This window comes from Anaerosinus sp. (genome assembly GCF_965318445.1).
Genome location: NZ_CBDNNH010000003.1, coordinates 25,193 through 48,472, shown reverse-complemented (window position 1 = coordinate 48,472; position 23,280 = coordinate 25,193). Strand labels below are relative to the sequence as shown.

Here is a 23,280-nt window from a genome sequence, read left to right as displayed (position 1 = left end):
CTTTAATTTTAAAAAGGTCTGCTGCATCTCATTCACCTTCTTTTTCATCTTTCCAAATGAAATGATTTCAGCGAAAGCCTTCACTTGCCGCTGAAATCCAACTTAGTTTTAAATAAATTATAACGCCATTGTTCAAGGTTTTCCGCAGGAAAACTTACCACTCGGCGTTTCAACGAGGCGAAAGATTATGCTCATCGCCTGTTATTTAGAGCTGTTCCCTCCACCTATAGAAGTGGGGGAAATCTTGCTTAGAGTTATAATAGATTAAAAAGTCCGTTTATACTTAAGCATATAATTTGTAGGTGTCGCAAACGTTTCGCTTGCATGGCTGATAATATCTTTACGATTAAACAAGTTTTCAACACTTAAAGAAAGAGTACTTTCATCATCCACTTGATAATCCACATTAAGATTTGCCAATAAATATGGTTTGACTTTATAAGAATGTTCACTGCTTGGTGTAATCACACGATCAGCAAGATAATTCATCATTAAGCTCGCTGTCCATTGCTCTTTTTGATACGTAACACCACCATTTAATTGCCATCTGCCATAGTTTCTATCCCAATAAGTTTTCGCCCCTGGTTTATCTGTAGAAAATTTTGACTCTGGATTGTTATATACTACGCCATAATTATAAGACCAACCATTATTTTCTTTGACTTCTGCACTTAATTCAATCCCAGTATTTCTTAAATCTTCATTCATGTAATAATACCAAGTTTCACTACCAACTTTTTGCGCGCTAGAGCTGATATTATCTTTGATTGTATAATTAAAAAGTGCAACTCGCCATTTATGATCTTCATGATTTTTCTTCCAGCCAAGTTCATAATGCATACCTGTTTGTGGTCTTAAATCCGCATTACCAATAACAATACTACCCTCTTTAGAATACATCTGACCAAATGTAGGCATAACAAAGGATTGTCCAATGCTTGCATAAATGCTTTCATCTTCATTTATCTTATGTAAAAATTGTCCCTGTGCGCTAAAGTTATTAAAATTTTTATCTTCATCAGCACCAGTTGTCCAGCTTTCCCTACCACTCAATGTAAAAGTATCACTGTCATTTAATTCCGTTTCCCATTGTCCATAGACAGAAAAATTATTTCGCGATCGATTTTTATCTGCAGAACTACGCAAATTTGGTTTATATACCTCATTTTGATACGTTGTCCCAAAAAGAATTTTTCCATTTTCTTGTTCCCATACTTTTTGAATATCAAAGCCAGATGTTCGATTTTTTTCTAAAGTATTTGTAGAAAGTGTTGGCACTTTATTTTTCTTCCCTGCCGTCGTATAAAAGGTGTATGCCGTACTATCAAGTGAATTTGCATTATAGAAAACATTCCCCGTTACGTCATCAGATTTATAATTAAATTGCAAGAAATCTTTCGTGAATTTATGACGTCTTTGAATTTGATCCGTTCCACTTAAATCTTCCCATCCATCAGCAAAGGAGGTAGAACGACGATTTAAAGCTTCATCATGCATGTATACCATGTCCCATTTATCATCAAAAGAATAATTTAACGTAACATTATTCTTTTCAGAACTATTACAATTTGTTTCCATTGTTCTATTTTTTGTATCTTGCGTTTGACTTACACCATTTACTTCGCCCCACTTATCATAAGTGTAACTAAAGCCAACTTTATTTTCTTGTACATTTAAGTTGTAATTTTCTTGTCCATAATTTCCAAACCCTGTGGAAATCGAAGTGCGACTTACGCCTTTTGAAGATTTCTTCGTAATAATATTGATAACGCCACCAGTGGCTTCACTTCCATATAAAACAGAGCCGCCTCCTTTTACCACTTCAATTCTTTCAATACTTTCAAGTGGAATATCCTCCAAATTATATAAACCGCGTAAATTAAGTGGTGTTCCATTAATCAATACCAGCGTCCCTTTTTCTACCCCACGAATAATAATTTTACTTGTCATCGTACTATTGGTAACTCCACCTGGCCCTTTTGCTTCATAAACCAATCCTGTCGCCATAGATAATGCCTGCTGCACATTACGCGCCCCTGTGCGATGTAAATCCTCTGCCGTATATACATCAGTTGACGCTGCAACATCAATATCTTTCTTTTCATATCTTTGCGCAGTAACAACAACGGTATCAAGCTCGTATTCATCGACAACCTCATTCGCATACCCTAACGAAGATACAGCTAACGTAGATAATCCTATCGCTACAATTTTCTTTAACTGATTCTTTTTTCTTTGTCTGAATAAATTCAATTTTTTCTCTCCTCATTTCGTAACAAATGTAAAGTATAAGTTCCGACAACCGTGCCATCATTCTTTTTTAACGGTACTTCAACCGCTACGATATACGTGCCATTTTTGCTAATGGCCGCCGCAATATTCGGCCCTTTAGTCGGAATCTGCACTTCAATTTCACCAGTTTCTAAATTTAAAAGTCTTAATCCATGAACTTCGACATTTTTGGTTTTTGTATTTTTTCCTACTGCAATTGCCGCATAAGGATAGGCAAAGGCTACATCTTCTACAGCGCCGCCTGCCTTCCATTGGTAGAGGAACTCACCGGTTTTATTAAAAACATAAATACTATTGCTGCTTGGATGTTCTACCGGAGTTGGCAATTGCCAATTCGCACTATTATAGGTATTCAGCGTAGAAAAAACTACATAATCCTTAATAATAAAGGCATCTCTTCCTACTGCGTTTAAATAAACATCACCAAACTTTTTAGGTTCGCTTAACGTACGCTTCCATAGCAAAGTACCTTTTCCATCGTAGAGAAAAGCTCTCCCATCGCTCGCCATTGCGGACACAAAATTTCCATCAACACTAATGTTCGGACTGCCACGCATTGCAGTTTTTTCATAAGGAACGATGCCTGCAATCTGCACGCTATTTTTTATTTCTCCCGTCTTAGCATTTACATAATATAGCGAATCGGCAAATTCATACTGCATTCCTGAAACATTGGCCGTGCCAAATACCAAAGTATTCATTTTTTCATCTACGCTAATCCAATCCACCCATGCATCTAGATTACTTGCATTTGGCATTGCCCATTTTTTTTCGCCCTGCTCATCAAAGCAAAAAATCTTTGCTCGATAAACGATTTTCCCATTTTGATCATTTTCATAGCGTTTACTTAAAAAATACACATTTTTTTCTTGATCACAAATGATTTTCACCGTTCCCGGTAAGCTGCCATGCTTTAAATCTACGCCGATATCTTCAACCGTCTTATAATTCCAAGTTACTTTACCAGTCTGACTTTCCAGACAAATCATCCTGCCCTCCGGACTCGTTTCCCCCACGTAAATAGATTGTCCATCGGGCGAAAAAGCCAAAGCTGTAATTTTCCCAATACCAACTTGCTGTCGCCAAAGAATTTTCCCATCCTCTGTTTGCAAAAGAAGAATTTCGCCGCTGTCTGTTCCAATTGCCAATCTTTTTTCATCCGCTGAAAACTCCATATAGGCCCGAATACTTCCCATATGATTAAATCCTCTAATTTCAACTTCACCTAAATCTACATCGACAACAGACTTGCATTTGTGCTCCCAACTCTCTTGCCCTGATAATGTTTTTTCATCGGCAGAAAAGATTTTAGGTAGATTTTCAAAGTAAAGATGCATGCCAATCATAATGAAAGTAAAAATAAAAAGTCCAATCATCAGCACATTGCGCCATTTTTTTAAATTATTCATTTTTCCTGCCTCATAACCATATTTTCACTAAATCATAAACCGGCCGAAATGAAGGGAAATACAAAATCCCATTAAATTGCAGCCAATAGATAATCTTGACCCCAAAAAGAATGCAAATCAATATTCCAATTCCTGCTGCAAAAATTTTTTCTTTGCCGCCCCATGGGTTTAAGTTTTGCACGCGTAAGCTTCTGCCAAAACCTCTCGACTCTACAGAAAGAGCCAATGTAGCCGCTCGTTTAATCGTTCGCGCTAAGATTGGATATAAAATCTGATATAGCGTATGAATTAAACGATTGATTTTTAAAGACCGAAACGGTTTTGCCCCTCTTAGTTTCTGTGCTGTCATCACCGTCATTGTCTCCGTAACGATATCCGGTAAAAATCTTAAGCTTGTAATGCTCATGAACGCTAATTCATAAGGCATTTTCCAATAGATAAAGCCTTTTAATAAATCCCTTTGATCTGTCGTCCAACAAAGCAGCATCCCTGCACTTACCATTGTCGCCGCCCGCAAAGCTTGCAGCGCACCATATTGAATCCCCTCGCGATACAAATAAATGCCGTCGCTCATCATCAACCGACTTTCATCTATTGCCAATAAGCAAAGAATCGGCGTACGCGGCAATTGATTGTAAAACATCGCTTGACTTACGACAGAACCCCATACACCAATCAAAATAATCAACATTAATACCAGCCATTTTGAAAATGATGATTTCGCGATAAAGTGCATGAATAATACAAAGAGAAAGATAAAATACAAAGTCAGCGGACTGTCAATAAGTAAAACACCCATACTGACGGCTGCTGCAAATAACAATTTTGTGCGTGCATCCAGTCTATGAAACAGCGTGTTTTTTGCTGTGACTTCTAAAACTTGTTTGCTGAACATGTAAAACCACCTCCTCTACGGAGGTTATCTTCCCGATTCCAAGCTGCTGGCTCATTGCAATAATTGGCGGCTGTTTCAGCCCACTTGCAGCCAAAATATCTGCATTGCTAAAAACATCTTCCGGCTTTCCATCTGCAACAATCTTTCCTTCTGTCATTACAACAATTCTTTCAGCAAAACGCGCCGCAATTTCTGTATCATGCGTACAAAAAATTACAGTTCCCCCTTCATTTGCATAATGATGAATTGCTGCTAGAATATCTTCAATCCGAGAAATATCCTGACCGGTTGTCGGCTCATCAAGGAGAACAATTGCCGGCTTAAATCCTAGGATACTGGCAATCGCTACTCTAAGCCTTTGTCCGCGGCTAAGCGCTAAGGGGAATTCTTCCACAACTTCACTTAACGCCAAGGCACTGCACAAACTCTCACAATACCTTTGATTTGCTGCATCGTTTTTACCAAACTGCTCTGCTGCATAGGAAATCTCCTGCCGAACCGTTGGATTAAACAACATTAAATCTGGATTTTGCATCACCATTCCCACTGTGCCAATCGGCGAGCCTTTTACTCCATCAATGGAAATTCTGCCGGATTGCGGTGTAAAAATCCCCGCAATCAACTGAAGCAAAGTAGATTTCCCCGCCCCATTGGTTCCCATCAGTGCAATAATCTCACCGCGATGTACCGTTAAATTAAAATCGTTCAATATTGCCTGCGGATGATTTTCATAACCAAACCCAATATTCTCCACAGTGATTAATACTTTTTTCTTTAAAGAATCCGTTAGGTTCATTTCTTTTTTACGCGTATTTATTTCAGGATATTTTTTCAAAATTCCCTGTACTGCATCTGCAATATAATCTTTATGTATGGCAATTCCCAACTGCGAGCAAAGATCTATTGTCTGTGGTAATCTTAGCCCGTGCCCGCTAAATATTTGCGGATTTTCTAGTGCTTGCTTCATCGAACCATCCCAAACAATTTCCCCGGTTTCCATAATCAACATGCGATTGCAAACTCGAATCACTTCATGCAGCCGATGTTCAATTAAGACGATCGTGATTCCATGTTCTTTATTTAATTTTGTAAGTACTTGTAATAAGTTTTCTGCATTCACCGGATCAAGCTGACTAATCGGTTCATCCAGTGCTAAAACACTTGGTTTTGCCGCTAGAACGGATGCCACAGCCAGACGTTGTTTCTGCCCGCCAGACAATGCATGAATGCTATCCTTTTCCTTGCCCGATAGGCCAACTTCTTTCAATACCTCTTGCACACGTAGCTTAATTTGCTCCGTTTCTAACCCCATATTTTCTAAAACAAATGCAACTTCATCAAAAATCGTCGCCGAGAAAATTTGATCCTCCGGACTTTGAAAAACTAACCCAATCATTGAACTTAAATCAGCAATAGAAAAATCGCGGGTATTTTTCCCAGCAATATAGATATCACCGCTAAAACTGCCACCACTTTCATGAGGAATTAGCCCATTGAGCATTTTTAAAATTGTACTTTTTCCACAACCTGATTGCCCTGTAATTAAAATAAAGTCGCCTTTATTGATGGAAAAATTAATCTTGCATACTGTAGGCACTGTTTTATTTCCATAAGTAAAGGAAACATTTTTTGCCTCAACAATTCCTTGCATCAATCACCACCTACCTTTTTTAACTCTTTTCCTAAGTAAAATCCGCAAACTGCCCCGATTCCCGAATAGAGGAAACCACTAATAAACGTGCACAAGAGAATATACCATTGCGCGTAATACAATCTATATAAGAACGCCATGGCTTGCAAATTCACATAAGTTGAGATTGCGTCGGCTATTCCGCAAGCCAAAAAGAGTGAACATACAATCCGCTTTTCAGCGGAAAGATCTGCTCTTTCGCCCGTTGTTTTTTTTGTAATTCCCATTCCATAGAGAAAGCCTTCTAATAAAACTGCCTGTACACCGACAAGCAATAGCGAAATTGGCGAAATATGACCAAAAACAATCATATTAATTAACATCTTTACAAACAGCATCAAGGAAACAATCCCCATATGAGGAATCAAGATTACTAAACTACAAAGCAGCATATACATTAAAATTCCGCTAAACATTCCAGTAATCAAGAAACTAAACGGGCCTAAGATAATATGAAAAAAGTCACTAATAAACGTCGTCGGCAAACTAACTACCGCAAAAGCAGTAGCACCGAATAAAGCAGCAGTAATCAGCCAACGGCTCTTCATTTGCTTCAAGCGTTTTTTAGATAGGATAAATGGCAAAAGAAGCAGAACGAAAATAAACATAACTGACGTAATCCACGCCGCTGTTTCATCCCGATGAATCACTTTAATTGGCATTGCGTATTCAACAATTTTATTCTCTCCATCATATCCTTCTACTTTTAATATCACTTCGCCACTTTTAATCTCCGCTTCGTCTACATAAACAGGCATTCTCACTTTTTGTTCTTTTTCCCCATCTAATGCAATAAACGCCGATAATCCATGAATTTTATCGTATTCTTCATTAAGTTCCATATTATCTTCATCGGCAGTACTTCGAGGACTGATTAACCCAGGAATCCGCTCACCCGTTTTCTTATCAAGTAAATGCGCCCTTAAGAGCAGCAGTTTCTGCTGCCGAGCTGGATTAGCAACAGAAATTAGCATATTCGTCACTGGATGTACGCGTTCTGCTGCCGTATTGGTTGCACCTTTTCCGGTAAATAAATTTTTATAATAATCTAAGGTAGTATCACGAAGCAATAAAGTTGCTTGATCCATACGGTCATCATATTTTCCCTCTTCGTCAAAAGGTACAACAATTTTACTGATTTTCAAGTCACCTGCCGTGGCGGCTAAATTCTTTATTACTGTTAAAACTTTCTTTACTTCGATTGTTTTTTCTTCAGAAATCACTTTTATCGTAAAAGAATACTCGCCCTCTGCCCGCGCATGAAACCGCAAAAAATCAAACCAGTTTCCATACCCTTCCGAAAACTCCACTTCCTTTTGATAAATTTGCTCCTGCTGTTTTTCTTCGTACGTCCATATTTCATTCGCATCTACAAACTCAACGCCTTGCGGAACCTCAATCTGAACAGTCACGCGTTCCCGATTCGTTTGTGGATGAAATACCGTTATCCTCATCATAAAAATTTCATCCGGCATAACGGTCTGTTTTGCGATGCCTAGGGAATATGGAAGATCCACTTGTAAGTTAACTGCTTGATTTGCCGCAAAACTATGCCCCTGAGAAAAGAGCAAGGCTAAAACGACAGCTATACATAAAATTATGTTTTTTCCTTTTATTTTCATTCTCCGCCTTTCTTGCCTAACTAGAAGTATCATGATTTCGTCGCAAATCCACTTTGTCTGCGTCTACTTTAATAATCTAGCTTTCCACGCCGGAACATCCGCCGGTGTATAAAGATTCACTGCACTGCCCTGAAAATCTCCATCAATTTCACCAACGGACTCTTCCATCCAGCCTTCGACTTCTAAATGTGATCTTTTCAACGCTTCTAAAACCTCGTTTTCAGGCTTCCATAAATTTCTCTGCACGGCTTCAAGCATACGACGATTGATATCTTCCATTGCCCATGGGTTATGCTCTTTAAACCACATTTGCATAGCTTTATCCATAATATAAGTTTGGGCAATTGCATCAAATATCCAATCCCCTACTGCTCCACTTGTTGCATCCCATCCATAAACATTGGCGATGCGTTTCGCGATTTCTCCCGCACCCTTATAACCATTTTCTTTCATGCCTGCAATCCATTGAGGATTGCATAACCTCGTCTGCACCGTTTCGGCGATTTCTTCAGCTAAACTAGTAATTCTTATCTTTCGCTCATTGCGCGTATCGCCATAATACGTTTTGATTTCGCGATTTTTTTGCAAGAGCTTTGCCGTCGTCGCAAGACCGCCCATATAGCTAAAATGCGAAGCTGAACCCAATAAATCATGTGCATCATTCGACGATTTATTATAGACAAGGTCAACGGTTGCCAGCTGCTTTTTTAATTGTTGTAAGGAAGTTTTTGCACTACCATTGCTTCCATAGAGATGAGCGCTCCACGTTAAAAAAACATCTGCTAAATCTTGCTCATTTTGCCAAGCTGAAGCTAAAATTGCAAGGTTAATCCCCGTTCCATAGGTATTTTCCTGACCGCCAAAAATTCTCGTCGCCGCAATTTCCCAACTTTCTGGCGTATCTTCTGCTAAATTTTCCAAGGTATGCTTTCTCACAAAATTTTCTTGTATAGGTTCCGGTAGTCGTGCAACAGTCTGAATCACTTCATTAAGATATTCGGGAATATTGGGATAAGCATCTCGCAATACCCCACTGATTCTAAGCGTAACATCAATGCGCGGACGTTTTAGCTCATCGATCGGTTGCACTGTAAAGCCTTGAATTTCCCCACTTTCATTCCACTTTGGCACAACGCCAAGCAATGCGAGAATTTGCGCAACGACTTCCCCATCTGACCACATGCAATCCGAAGCCCATAAAACAATCGCACAATTTTCCGGATATCTTCCAGATTCTTTTTGATAACGAAGAATTAATCCTTCGGCTAAATTTTGACCTGTTTTCCAGGCTGCCTTCGTTGGAATCCCCGTAGGATCTGCACTATAGAAATTTCTTCCCGTCGGTAAAACATTACTGCGCCCACGGATAATAAGACCTGCCGGCCCCGTCGGTAAATACCCGCCCGTTAAGCCCTGCAAAATGCCCTGAATTTCATCAGATGCAGCTATATCCAACGACATTTTTTTAATTCGCTGTTGCCAGCAATCTAATTTTGAAATTTTTTCATAAGATTTTATTTTTTCCCCAAGAATAAACCGCGCCACTAATTCACTCTGTTCATTGCCTTGGGCGAACATAGCAATAAATTCTTTTTCATATCCTGCAATTGCGTCGAGCAGTTCGTCATAGGTCTTAGCAAAAGTTTGACTATAACTGTATGGTTTTTCTAACAATTCATCGTAATCTAAGCCTATAATTTCAGCAATCAACCTACTTAGATTTCCTGCTGCCCCGCCATCGTAAGCCAATACCATTCGTATGTATTCCATTTTTTCTTTGTCTTCCGGCGGCTTGCCTAAGGTATGCATTCCTTTGGGACACATGCGTTGTTTTAATCGCACTATTTTTTGATGCAACTGGCAGATTATCCGCTCTTCATCTTTTTCATTTTTCTCTTCTGCCAGATATTTTTCAGCAATTGCAAGGGAAAGAATCTTTTGTTTGAATGTATCAGCTCGGCATTTTTGCTCATGATTTAATCGTGCATAATCATTGAGCAACACCGCCAGTTTTTCCATTGCTCCATAAGGCGCAACATTTTGCATCATCATTTGCATATGTCCAATTAACGTTGCATAACTTTTACGCTTTGCAATCGCTCCCTCGGCAGGGTTATCCGTATTGTAGATATAAAGATTAGGCATTGTTCCTAAGGTAATTTCAGGGTAACAACTTTCTGTTAAACCAATTGATTTCCCCGGTAAAAACTCCAAACTTCCATGCGTTCCTACATGAACAACTGCATCAGCTCCCCACAACTCTTCAAAACAACGATACGTTGCTACATACTGATGCGTTGGCGGACAAAGTGGATTATGTAAAATCTTACAGACCTTTCCATCACATCGCGCTCCCGCACAGCCGCGCTTTGGCTGTACACAAACTAAAACATTGCCAAATTGAACCCCCGTAACTAAAATCTTCTGATCATATACCATCGCGGGCGGAACTTCCTCCTGCTCTTCGCCCGGCGGATTCCCCCAAGTTTCTTTCATTGCTTCTTGGACTGATTTGGGAAAGCGATTAAACCAGCTAAGATACTCATCAAGGCTGATACTTTTCCATACACCGCCCTTTTTCACAATCTCTTCTACCGGTGTCCAGCGAAAATCTGAGATTGCTTTCCGCTGCATAATCAGTTCAATCAGTTTTTCTCCTGAATCGGGAATGGAGTCTACTTGATACCCAGCCAATTTCATTTTTTTCATTAACTGGACTAAACTTTCCAATGCATTTAATCCATTTGCCGCTCCGACAGTGAGTTCCACCCCATGGCAAACACTATTATGTAAGATAAAAACGATTTTCTTCTCGCCATTATTTTTTTCACGAAGTGCCATCCACTTTTTAATTCTCCGACACAAAAACTGAATGCGTTCTAGGATAGGCACATGTGATGGAATTTCATCCCAATCGGCTTGTGTAGCCTCTTTTAAAGCCCCAATGACGATAGGTTCAATTACACCGCTACATTCTGGCATGGTAATCGAAGTTACAATAGATGTCGTTGGTATTCCAAACGGATTCTTTCGCCATTCCCCTTCTGTCTGGCTATTGATAATCACGCCTTTAAAAATCGGTACATTCAACTCTTGTAGCAGCGTGTAGCCGGGATGTTCTTCAATTTTCCCCTCGCGATTACGAGAAATCAGAAACAATACTTGTAAATCAATTAACGCCTCAATCAACGGCTGCTTATTTTTCATGAAGTAATTTTCAATGATAGAAATATTATCTTGCCGCCCATTTTTAGGATCATGACGGTCAACGCTAAACACCGGCAAAGCATTATAGCCACTTGCATGAATTTCTTTTATTAATGCATCTACAATCCCAGTATCATGATTTAGCCACATACTGCGGCTAAATAAAATCCCAATCGTTTTTCTTTCTTCCTGATAAAGCGTAGGATTCGTTAAATATGCTGCGAGATTTTCTAACACAATCGCTTTTTGCGAAACATAAATGCCCTGCCAAGCAACTGCCTGCGGTGCATCTACTTGCACTTTAGCTCCCAATATTTCCTTTAATAAAAAATACAATGCATTTTTTACGTTTTCTTTGCCGCCAATTGTTAAGTACGCTTGTACTATCGCGGGAAATTTCTCATTCACTGTAGTAAAAATAGAAAATTCCGGTCGATGTGAGGTCGACAACATTGGCTTATGCTGTCCGATTATTTTTAACTGCATTGAAATTTCTTCCCAAACGCCGTGCGTAGATGGAATCAAAAAAATTAAATCTGCTTGTTCGGCCAAATAAGCAAGATATTCTTTTCTAAATACAGGATCTGATAATCGATCGATGATTGCTAAATTGATTTCCACTTCTTTCATTTCTTGCTTTGCTTCCAAAAAAGACATCATTTGATGACTTTCCAGCAAAATTGCCAATTTCATTGCTATGCCTCCCGCAAATTAATCCTCACTTCGCTCTTCCAGATCACCTTCAATTGATAAGTAAAGTGATTTTAATTCCTCTAAAGTCTCCGATTTCGCTTGCCACATTTGACGTTGCTGTGCCTCTAAAAGTTTTTCCGCAATCCTCTGCAAAGCCCACGGATTCACCTTTTTCATCCAGTCCTGCATCTCTTTATTTAACGCATATTTTGCAGCAATTTTTTCATACATCCAATTTTCCATTACACAGCTAGTCGCATCCCAATCATAGCAACGAGCAATCGCCCCAGCTAAATCTGCCGCACCTTTATAGCCATGTTTTTTCATTCCTTCAATATGTTTCGGATTGATCACTTCCCCGCGAAAAATCCGTTTAAACTCTTCTCCTAAACTGCGCACAACAACTTTTTGCCGATCTGAGCTGTCTCCACAATATGAGCGCGGCGCAGACCCTTTAAAACTGCGAACAGCTGCAATTAATCCGCCATGAAATGCATTAAAATCATCTGAATCCAGCATCGTTGCCTCGCGGTTATCTTCATTTTTAATCGTAATATCCATGACCGATAATCGCTTTGTGAACAAGTTTGGCCTATACGTTCCATTTTGCTGTCCGCCATAAGCATGTGCGCCCCATTGCAAATAAATTTGCGCTAAATCGTCTACAGTTTCCCAATTTTTCGCTTCTAATGCATTACCAACCCCAGCACCATACGCACCGGGTTTACAGCCAAAAAGTCTACAGCCGACCTGTTGCCAAGCATCTTTTGGCGCAACGCCTTCTTTTTTCATTTCCTCAGCATCGCTAAGCATATGCTTGCGAACATAATTTGCTTCAATATCTTCATCAAGTTCACCGACGATACGCACTGCTTCATCTAACCATTTCATTGCCGCTGGCATTCCGTCTCTAAACAAACCGCTGATTCTTGCCGTTACATCGATACGCGGACGCTTTAATTCTTCTAAAGGAATAACTTCCAAGCCTACGACACGCATACTGCCTTTTTTCCACACAGGTTTAACCCCTAATAAATATAAAAACTCCGCCACGCATTGTCCACGACTTCTTAAATTTGCCCCACACCAAAGAATCATCCCAATGTTTTCGGGGTAGCACCCTTCTTCTGCCAAATAACGCGAAATAACACTATCCGCTAAAGACGTGCCTAAAGTCCAACCAATTGGCGAAGGTAATTTACTTGGATCAACCCCATAAAAATTTCTTCCGGTTGGCAAAACTTCGATTGCTCCGCTCGTCGGTGCTCCAGCCGGGCCAGGTTCAACATATTTCCCAGATAATCCAGACAAACAGTTTTCAATTTCTTGTGTTGTCTTTTCTAAATTACCGACTAACGTCTTACAAATAAATGCAGCAACACGCTGAATCTCGCATTTTGCTTCTTCTGCCAACCCTTTATACCAGTCCAAATACTGCAACTGCCCTAACCGCTCTACATCATAAGATGCATCAGCTAACAGACTGACGACTTCCTGACAATGGGTACGAATTTTATCTAAACCGACGCCATTACTCGTTATTCCATCGGCAGAAAGCTGTCCACTTTTTTCTAATAATAAGTAATAATCCTGATGAAACGCTTTTGCAATCGCTTTGGGAAGTGAAGGCAAATCATCGTGTTCAACTTTCGTTAATGCCAGCAGATAATCTTGTAGAAGTTGGTCCGCCGGCGCATTCCCTAAAATATGTAAACCCGTCCGAATTTGCAAATTTTTAATATCCGTAATATAGCAATGCAGTTCTTGTACATAGTCATCAAAATTTTCTGTTGGCTTCGTTTTCATATCCTCGCTTAGATTTAACGCTAAAACTTTTTCATTAATCTTCGCTTTTACCGCCTCAAGATTTGCCGGCTGATAAGCTTTAAAATGTATGTACTCTTCTAAATATTTTTCCAATTCAGCCATTTCTTCATAAGCGCCCGCATGGCTCATCGGCGGTGGCAAATGACCAATCAAACAAGCTGCGCCGCGTCTTTTTGCCTGCGTTCCTTCACCGACAATCGTAATCAAATACGGATAAAGGTTCGGCAAATCACCAAGTGCCAAATCCGGATAACAGGTATCTGATAATGCCGCGCTTTTCCCCGGCAGCCATTCTAGTGAACCATGCGTACCAATATGCATAACGGCATCCGCTTGCCATAGATCGCGAATCCAATGATAATACGCCAAATAATGATGGGGCGGCGGTGCATCAGGTGAATGTAGTATTTTCCCCGGGTCTTCACCAAATCCGCGCGGTGGCTGCACACTAATAAAAACATTCCCATTTAAAATCCCCGGGATGAGCAGTTCATCATCGTAACAAAACACATCGCCGGGCGCATCTCCCCAATGCGCATTCAGCTCCATTTGAGTCTCTTTCGGAAGCGTTGAAAAAAATTTCTGATACTCCTGTTTAGTGACTCTGGCTGGTGTATTTTCTATCTGTTTATCTGTCAAAAACCGCCGATCATTCGTTACGCCAGCTAACAATTCTTCGATAAAGATTTGACCATCTGGCGGAACATGGTCAACAAAGTAACCTTCTTCCTGCATTCTCTTTAATAAATTCCTAATGCTTGCCGGCGAATCTAATCCGGCAGCACTGCCAACATTTGAATTATTTGCCGGCACATTATGAAAAACTATTGCAACTTTTTTCTTTTCATTTGCTTTGTGACGCAAGTTTGCCCATTTTTTTGCTTTCTGTACCACGCGCCGCAATCTCTCATGATTCGGTACATATGAAATCGTTCCATCGTCAGCAATTTTTTTGTTGGCAACTGGCAGCGAATGAATGACACCATCAAATTCACTTAGCGCAAGAACACTAGAAATTTCTACCGGATCCATTCCCTCCGTACTGTTTCGCCACTCCTCATAATCCTTACGCAAAGTGTACGCTTGCAAAATTGGCACGTTTAAACGCTGCAAAAAATCCTTTTCGATTCTTTTACCAACGGTCAACGAAAATTTGAAGGTAGTAATTACCGCATCGACAATGACTTTACCCTGACGATAAAAATATTGTTTTACTGTGTCATCAATTCCTGGAACATCCTCCGCTTTATTTCCTGCCCATAAACAGAAAACCGCTATCGCATTCATGCCCTGTGCTTTTATTTCCTCTATTAAGGCTGTTTGATAATCAAGATCCTGCCATATCCACTCTTCCCTAGAAAACAATATTCCGATGGTCATCTTGTCTGTTGCGCAATCGTTATTCCAATAGGACTCAATATCTAAAATCGGCTCAACATGTGCTGGATGAAAGATTCCATTCCAATGCAGTTTTTTTGGCATCTGGTACGAGGTCTTCTCGCAAAATTTTTTTTCAACAGCATAAAGCCATAAATTCGTATAGTTTTCAATCCCGCCAAAATTCAAGTACCGTTCAATTTCAGCTTGAATTTCTAAACAAAATGCATCTGCGTTTTTTGCCTCTTGTGTATTCGCTAACAGACAATACTTTATTTTTTCTTGTTTTAAAAGTTTAAGTGCTTTCTGGAAGAAAGGATGGTCATCGCTCATTCCCATCCAGGAAAAAATAACGAAATCCGCCTTCATAAATTCTATCTGTGTATACGTACTCCAATTGGTATCATGATTCACGCGATAGACTTCATGTACGCTGGCTAGTCTTTTTTCTGCGACTAATAGATTCAATGCCTGTTGCATCATACTCCCTTGACGTTCTTTGTTCGTTACAAAAATTATTTTCTTCATCAAAATTCCTCCAAAAAACACTTATCCAAGCTCTTATGTAAATGAAATGATGTTAAACTGCGTACTAGTAAATACTTTTTCCTTTTTATTAAAGTCCATCATTAATATTGCAGCTTCCCCTTGATAGGAAAACTTCAGCTCTCCATCGATAATTGCCGCACTTTTCGCAATAAAACAATTCATTCCGCGTGTATTTCCCGTTTGGTTGCAAACAATCACAGGACGTCCACCACTCATTTTAGAGCAGCGTTCCCAAGCTTTTTCCGGAGGGCCGCCACAGCCTGGCGGCCAAGCAGCAATAACAAGAATTAATTCTGCTCCCATTTCACCAAGCTGCGCTCCGTTTTCTCCATACCATGCATCGGCACAAACCAACACTCCTATAGATACTCCCTCATAACGCAAACAAGTCAATTTTTTACCAGCAGTTGACCAACCCTCCGTTGTCGAACCTACAATTTTAAGTTTCCGATGTTTGTCGATAATTTCTCCTTTTGCATCAATAATCAGACAGCTATTGTATTTTTTCCCATCTTCATGATCGAGTTCACCACAACCAAGAAAAACTGTAACTTGTAATTCCTTTGCCAGATCTAAAACAGGCTGAATAATATTCGTGATCTCTTGCTCCCAAACATATTCTCGATCCAGTTGCGTAAAAAAGTATCCTTGCAATGCCATCTCTGGCGTAAGAATCCATTTCGCACCAGATTTTGCTGCCATTTTTATTGATTTACATAAAACCTTTAGATTTTTTTCTTGTGGCCCGCCACTTAAATTTAAATGTAATAATGCAATTTTCATCCCCATAAAAATCCTTTTTCTTTACAAATTCTTATTATTCACCTGAAAATGAAATATGCTGATTCGCAGGTTGTGCAAACGCATCTCCATAAACGGCATAAGCAATCTCCCTTACACCATAGACAAAATCTTGCGAAGCGTTATAAATATACCCTTCTCTAGGATAACGCAAGCCATTATTTTTAATTGCAGTAACCGTTTGAAGTGATGGATCATTTAAATATTCCTGATTAAATTCGCCAACATCGTAAGTTCCATGATCTTGATAGGAAGGCATTAAGAAAATATCCGGATTAATTCCTACGATCATTTCTTTTGTTAACACTTGTCCATTTTTTATTCCGGCTGCCGCTACGCCATTGATAACGCCTGCGTAATTACACATCGCATCAAAGGTACAGCCACTTCCGCCATAAGTCGTCATCAAAGAAACCAAGACAATTTTTTTTCGCTGATCGTCAGGGATTTGTTCAACTTTTGCTTGAATATCTGCAAGCTCCTCCTTCATTTTTGCTAAAATCAAATCGCCTTTTTCTTCCTCTTGTAATGATTGCGCAATTAGTTTAATCGTAGCTTGCGTATCAGCCAAGCTAGCAACAGTTGGCGTCACAATGACCGGAAATCCTAAATCCCTCAAGGAAGATACGGTATCGGCAGGTGTCCAACCACTGGCAATAATGATATCTGGTTTTAATGCAAAAACCTGCTCCGGCGAAGGGTCTTTGATTTTTACGGGAATCTTCTTCGCCTTTTCAACAATATTAGAGCTATAAGGATCATCTAATAAAGCATTAACCCCAACCATTTTATCTGTAGTCACCATGCCTAATGCAATAATGTCCGTATGCATAGACAAGGTTAAAATTTTATTTGGCTTATGCGGAATCTTTACCACGGTTCCTTGGCTATCCATGACCTCATAAGCATCTTGAGAAAGTTGGCTTTCTGTGCTTTTCCCACACCCACAGCATAAGAGGAATATAAAAATACTGCATAAAATCAAACCAATTTGATATTTTTGCTTCCATTTATTTTTCATCATTTATTTCTTCCAAATCTCCTTCTAAGGATAAAAATAATTTTTCCAATTCAGCTTTTGTCTCTGGTTTCGCATTCCATAATCCACGCTGATCGGCTTCTAATAACACCTCAGCAATTCTGTGCAATGCCCATGGATTCACTTCTTGCATCCATTTTTGCATCTCTTCATCAAATGCATATTTTTCTGCGTATTTTTCATACATCCAATCTTCCATAACATCGCTTGTCGCATCCCATTGATAACTGACAGCAACGTAAGTCGCTAAATCACCGGCGCCTTTATAGCCATGTTTTTTCATTCCTTCAATATATTTAGGATTCATGGCTTCGCCCCTAAACCACCGTTTTAACTCTTCCGCTAAACTTCGCAACTGAATTTTTTTTCGATCTGAGCTATCGCTTACATAGTTTCGTGGCATTTTACCGCTTACACTGCGGACAGCGGCTACCATACCACCGCGATAATTATTATAATCATCCCCCGCTAACATAGAAGACTCGCGATGATCTACATTCTGCAAGGTAATCTCCATCTTTTCTAAACGCTTTTTAAATAGCTTTGTCAAGTACGAACCTGCTGAACCCTCGCCATAGGCATGCGCTCCCCAACGAACGTACACATCGGCCAAGTCATCAATATTATCCCAATTTTTTGCTTCTAATACCGCCCCGACACCTGCACCATGCGCGCCTGGTGGATCACCAAAAATTCGATATGAAGCTTGCCGCCAAGCCTGTTCTTTCGCTGTGCCTTCTTGTACTAACTCATCAACTTCCGCTAAAATATGTTTGCGAACATAATTTAGTTCAAGACTTTCATCAAGCTGAGACACCATATCTACTGCTTTATTTAGCCAATCTATGGAAGCTAACATGCTATCACGAAACAGCCCGCTAATCCGTCCAGTTACATCGATTCGTGGTCTTTTTAGCTCTTCTAGCGGAATAATTTCTAAGTCAATCACCCGCTTGCTGCCGCTTTGCCAAACTGGTTTTAAGCCCATTAAGTATAAAAATTCTGCAACACATTGTCCATGATTACGCAAATTACTCGTTGCCCACAAAATAATACCTACGCTCTCGGGATAATGCCCCTCCTCATTAATAAAACGTTCGATTACATTATCCGCCATCGTCTTACCGATTTTCCAAGCCGCCTCTGTAGGGAGAGTTTTGGGATCAACACTATAAAAGTTTCTTCCTGTCGGTAATAAATCCGCACCACCGCTCGTTGGAGCTCCAGATGCACTTGGCTCAATATAAGCACCATTTAGTGCTCGCAGGGTATTTTCAATTTCTAACGTCGTCAAAAGTAGACTTGGTGCAATATGCTGACAAATATATCTAGCTACTTTTAACAATTCTGTACGCTCTTGCTCAGTTAATTTTTCCGTCCAGGATAAATGGAAGATTCGTTCTGCTTGTTCTACCTCAAACTGCTGTTGATACAAGAGCACAATAACTTCACGACACTTTTGCCGAATTTCATCTAATAAAATGCCATAAGTCTTACTTCCATCGGGAAGTAACGTACCGCTATTTTCTAACAAGACGTAATAATCGTATCCATAAATCACGGCCGCAATTGTTTTTGTCAGCGATGGAATCCCGCCATTTTCTAACCGTGTCAATTCTAACAAATACTCAATCAGTTCATCCCCCTCTGGAGGGCAACCCAAAATATGCAATCCATTATGAATCTGCATATTTTTTATATCCGTAATAAAAACGTGCAATTGCCCAAGATAATCATTAAAATCACCATGGTCAACAATTTCTTCAATCTTGCACTCAGCTGCTTTTTGCCTAATTAAATCTTCCAATATCGTTTTATTCTGCTCGGCAGCCATATCCTTTTGAAAATGAATATATTCTTCTAACAGTTTTTCTAGCTCTTCTAACTCTTCATACACTCCGGCAACGGTCATCGGTGCAGATAAATAACTGATTAAACATGCGGCACTACGCCTTTTTGCCTGAATTCCTTCGCCAACACAGGTAATCCAATAATGATAAATATTCGGCATATTTCCCGTAGCAATGTCAGGATAGCAAGCGTTTGACATCGCTACGCCTTTGCCCGGAAGCCATTCTAAATTTCCATGCGTCCCTACATGAATCATTGCATCCGCTTGCCAAATCTCTTGTATCCAATGATAAAAGGCTAGATAATGATGTGTTGGCGCACAATCCGGCGAATGATAAATTTTGGCCGGATCCTCGCCAAATCCACGTGGAGGTTGTACCGTAATATAAACATTCCCATTTTTCATCCCCGGAATCAGCAAAGTATCCTCATAATAAAATACTTCGCCTGGCACTTCTCCCCAATCATGAAGCAACTGTTTTTTTGTCTCTTGTGGCAGAGTTTCAAAATAAGCTTGATATTGTTCTTTTGTTAATTTCCCGTCAGCTTCTAAAATTTGTTTTTCTGAAATAAACCGCCGATCATTGGTGGCATGACTTGTTAGATCCGCAATAAATTCTTCGCGACTTACAGGCAAACGATCTACCTGATAGCCATCATCTTTCAACCTTTTTAATAACAGGCGAATACTTTCAATAGAATCAAGACTTGCTGCACTTCCGATGTTTGAATTTGTTGGCGGATAATTATGAAATATGATTGCAACTTTCTTTTCTTTGTTCTGCTTTTTATTTAATTTAGCCCATTTTCCAGCCTTTTGTATTAACCGCTCAATTCGTTCTCCTAATATGCATTTTGTATGTGTCCCATCCTCTAATTCTTCTTGTGTTGCGACTGGTACACTATGAATAATTCCATCAAATTCAGGCAATGCAATCGCATAGGATAATTCATTTGCCGACATTCCTACAAAGCTATTCTTCCACCATTGATACGTATTATATAAATGGTATGCTTGTAAGATTGGAACATTTAATTTTTTTAATGCTTCTAATGCAACAAATCCCGTAACCGTCAAAGAAAAAACAAAATTGTTAATTAACACGTCAATTATAGGGTGTCCATTTTGATAAAAAAACTTTTCTATATTGGTTTGTAAGTTAACCGCCCCTGTTTCTTCATTCGCCATTGTTGTCGTAAAAATCACAAGTGGAATAAATCCTTGCCTTTCAATTTCAGCAATTACTTGATTTGGATAAGCTAAGTTCTGCCATAACCAATCTTCCCGCGAAAAAATCATACCAATGATCGGCTTATTGAGTGATTGCTTCTTTTCCAAATACTCCTCAATACTTAAGGTTTCATCCGGATAATTAGGATGATATACCCCTGCCCATGGCATTTGTTTTGGTTCTTCTACTTGACAATTTTTTTTACAAAATGTTTTTGCAAGCCAAAGCCATAAATTCGAGAAATTCTCTAAGCCGCCATAACTAAAATATTTAAAAATTGTATTTTTTTCTTCGGGAGTTAAGCCTAAATCCAGTACATCGTCACCAGCATCCATGATGTGATAAAGATGGTAAATGTGGTTTTTCTGCATATAGATTGAAGATTTTTTTAAAAAGTCACAGCATAATCCCGTCCCCATCCATGACACTAAAACAAACTCACACGCGCAAAGCTTCTCTTCCCAGCGTTGATTCCAGATTTCACTATCTTTTATCTGCAATTGCTCAAAAGCATCATTTAACTGATTTGTTTTCTCAGCAAGAAGCTTAGCTGCTTTCATTCCCCTCTCATGATGTTCCATATTGGTGATAAATAATATTTTGCTCATATTCTTTTACTCCATTGCTCATTTATCGACGGCTACCGGGGTCATCTATCGAAATAAGCGATTCACACAAAATCGAAGATTTTGGTTCTCTGCTTATAATATCCTCGCTTCTTTAAGCGGAAGTAAAGACCTCGTAAGCCCCTGAATTACGCGTCTGATTTCAGTGGGAGTTGAGCCTCCTACTGAAACAGCCTTGTTTATATTAGAAAAATAGGGCTGTTATCAGCCCTATTGCTTTCATCATAAAGTGCGAATTGATGATTAGAATGAATATTGAACTCCAACTTGGAAGTTACGCCCTGGTGCTGAATACCAACTACCATCTGGATCCATATCATAACATTGATCTGTATAGAATTTATCAAAGATATTATTCACACGAATAAACGCTTTTGCATTGTCTTCGAATTGATAATTGATTGCTGCATCCCAAATCCAGAAAGAGGTAAATTCATCGGCTATATTTTTCCCTTTGCGCCCTTCTCTATCAATAATGCCTCTGCCGTTAAGCTGCATATCAAATTGATCCTTTTCGTATTTCATCCCGAGGTTCCAAGCACCGCGCGGTAAATATCCATTCCGATTTGGATTTGAAGATGCATTTTCCGGATCAATATACAAATGCGTATAGCCTACATTGGCACTAAAATTATCATTAAATTGCTTTGTTAACTGAACATCCCAGCCACGGGCACTTTCTTCCCCAACATTGTAATATTTATAGGTGTCCGAATTAAATCCGATCATATTTTCTGCTTCTCGCTTAAATATATTGAAACTACCCGTGAAGGTTTTATCAAATTTGTGATTCACACCAAATTCTATTGTTTTTCCTGTTTCCGGTTCTAAATTTAAACTTCCGTAAGAGGAATATAACTGATATTGATTTGGCGATATAAAGAATTCCTTATAACTCATATAGTAATTTGTATTGTCACTCGCTTCATAACCTAATACAACACTTGGCGTATTGTGGTGTCCATATACGGAATGATTGTCTGTCCGAATCCCCGTCGTTAATGTCCATTCATTATTCATATGCCAAGCATCTTGCAAATAAAAGGCACGATTTGTAATCGTTCGATCTCGCCAAGCATCTGTATAACCATAACTTGTACTAGAATAATTCTTGATCTTATCTTGATAAAAATCAAAGCCGCCTACTAAGGTGTGATTCTCTGTTGTATAAGTTACCTGGTCACTGATCCCAGAAGTCTCTAAATCCATTAACCATACGTTCATTGGATCATTATAGTTATCGTTAAGATAGTTTTTATTTTGATATAACGAAATCTGATTTACTGCTTTTTCAGAAATACGATTTGTGGATAAAATACTCAATCTCTTTTGGTCTTTTTCACCTTCACTAATTTTCGTTTCATGAAGACCGCCATTTTTCGGGCGTAAATAATCCGATTGATAAGATTCGTAAGTAAATACTAGCGAAGTATCTTCATCAAAATCTTTGCCGATTTTAAAATTAAAATCGTTTGCATTTACTTCATTTTGAATTGTATTGCTGCGCCCATCCTTAAAATCACCACTAATATCTTTTTGCGCAGCAAGCATCCAATAAACATTGTCATCCGTTCTTCCCGTATTCAAAAAACTATATTGTTCCTTACCAAAACTGCCACCTGTAATTTCTAAGGAAGTTTTATTATCACCTGCAGAGACTTTGCGTGTAATAATATTAATTACACCGCCAGAGGCATCTGAACCATAAAGTGTTGATGCTGAACCTTTTAATATTTCAATTCGTTCAATGGTATCCATATCTACTACTTCTGAAGCATTAAATTTTGAGAAAGTACTACCATTTGTATTTACTCTCATTCCATCAATAAGAACTACAATATTTTTTGTTCCATTAATATAAATACTGTTTGAAGTATAATTTCCGCCACCGTTTCCATAGTTTTGAATAGTAACACCTGGAACATCTCTAAGCACATCCGTTAAGTTTGCATAATGATTTTTTTCTAACATTTCACGCGTAACAACATTGATATTTGCAGGTGCTTTAAAAGCACTCTGTTCCATTTTAGATGCTGTAACAACAACATTGTCTAGCGTATATTCATCTAAGGTAGCGGCTTCTACACTTGGCAATGCTAACGAAACAAATGTAGTACAAGCAATCGCGGCTAAAATTGTTCTTTTTCGTAAAAAATCCCTTTTCATTGTA

Annotated in this window: 11 protein-coding genes; all 11 read right to left on the bottom strand. The window is 39.1% G+C overall.

Annotation, left to right across the window (positions count from 1 at the left end):
- Positions 1-264 precede the first annotated feature (264 nt).
- Positions 265-2,253 carry a TonB-dependent receptor plug domain-containing protein gene (locus ACWZFG_RS02325; RefSeq protein ID WP_455576979.1) on the bottom strand — a complete coding sequence of 663 codons (1,989 nt, stop codon included), beginning with the start codon at positions 2,251-2,253 and terminating at the stop codon, positions 265-267.
- The gene (locus ACWZFG_RS02320) at positions 2,250-3,701 is read right to left on the bottom strand and encodes an outer membrane protein assembly factor BamB family protein (RefSeq protein ID WP_455576978.1); all 1,452 of its coding nucleotides are present in this window, start codon (positions 3,699-3,701) and stop codon (positions 2,250-2,252) included. Before ACWZFG_RS02320 ends, ACWZFG_RS02325 begins: the two co-directional genes overlap by 4 nt.
- 10 nt (positions 3,702-3,711) lie before the next feature.
- Entirely contained in the window at positions 3,712-4,596 is an 885-nt protein-coding gene (locus tag ACWZFG_RS02315; protein ID WP_177504915.1) for an energy-coupling factor transporter transmembrane component T family protein, read from the bottom strand.
- Entirely contained in the window at positions 4,544-6,247 is a 1,704-nt protein-coding gene (locus ACWZFG_RS02310) for an ABC transporter ATP-binding protein (protein ID WP_455576977.1), read from the bottom strand. Before ACWZFG_RS02310 ends, ACWZFG_RS02315 begins: the two co-directional genes overlap by 53 nt.
- Entirely contained in the window at positions 6,247-7,908 is a 1,662-nt protein-coding gene (locus ACWZFG_RS02305) for a hypothetical protein (protein ID WP_455576976.1), read from the bottom strand. The genes ACWZFG_RS02310 and ACWZFG_RS02305 overlap by 1 nt, the downstream gene beginning before the upstream one ends.
- A gap of 63 nt (positions 7,909-7,971) precedes the next feature.
- Positions 7,972-11,808, bottom strand: coding sequence for a cobaltochelatase subunit CobN (locus ACWZFG_RS02300; RefSeq protein ID WP_455576975.1), 3,837 nt, complete (start codon positions 11,806-11,808; stop codon positions 7,972-7,974).
- 18 nt (positions 11,809-11,826) lie between these two features.
- Positions 11,827-15,540 (bottom strand): cobaltochelatase subunit CobN, encoded by a 3,714-nt coding sequence (gene cobN / locus ACWZFG_RS02295; RefSeq protein ID WP_455576974.1) that lies wholly within the window; start codon positions 15,538-15,540, stop codon positions 11,827-11,829.
- A gap of 33 nt (positions 15,541-15,573) precedes the next feature.
- Entirely contained in the window at positions 15,574-16,344 is a 771-nt protein-coding gene (locus tag ACWZFG_RS02290; RefSeq protein ID WP_455576973.1) for a carbon-nitrogen hydrolase family protein, read from the bottom strand.
- Positions 16,345-16,378: 34 nt separating this feature from the next.
- Entirely contained in the window at positions 16,379-17,383 is a 1,005-nt protein-coding gene (locus ACWZFG_RS02285) for an ABC transporter substrate-binding protein (protein WP_455576972.1), read from the bottom strand.
- A complete protein-coding gene (cobN, locus tag ACWZFG_RS02280) occupies positions 17,373-21,092 on the bottom strand; it encodes a cobaltochelatase subunit CobN (protein ID WP_455576971.1) in 3,720 nt (1,239 codons plus the stop codon). Before cobN (ACWZFG_RS02280) ends, ACWZFG_RS02285 begins: the two co-directional genes overlap by 11 nt.
- A 261-nt stretch (positions 21,093-21,353) precedes the next feature.
- A complete protein-coding gene (locus ACWZFG_RS02275) occupies positions 21,354-23,276 on the bottom strand; it encodes a TonB-dependent receptor plug domain-containing protein (protein WP_455576970.1) in 1,923 nt (640 codons plus the stop codon).
- Positions 23,277-23,280: the final 4 nt, after the last annotated feature.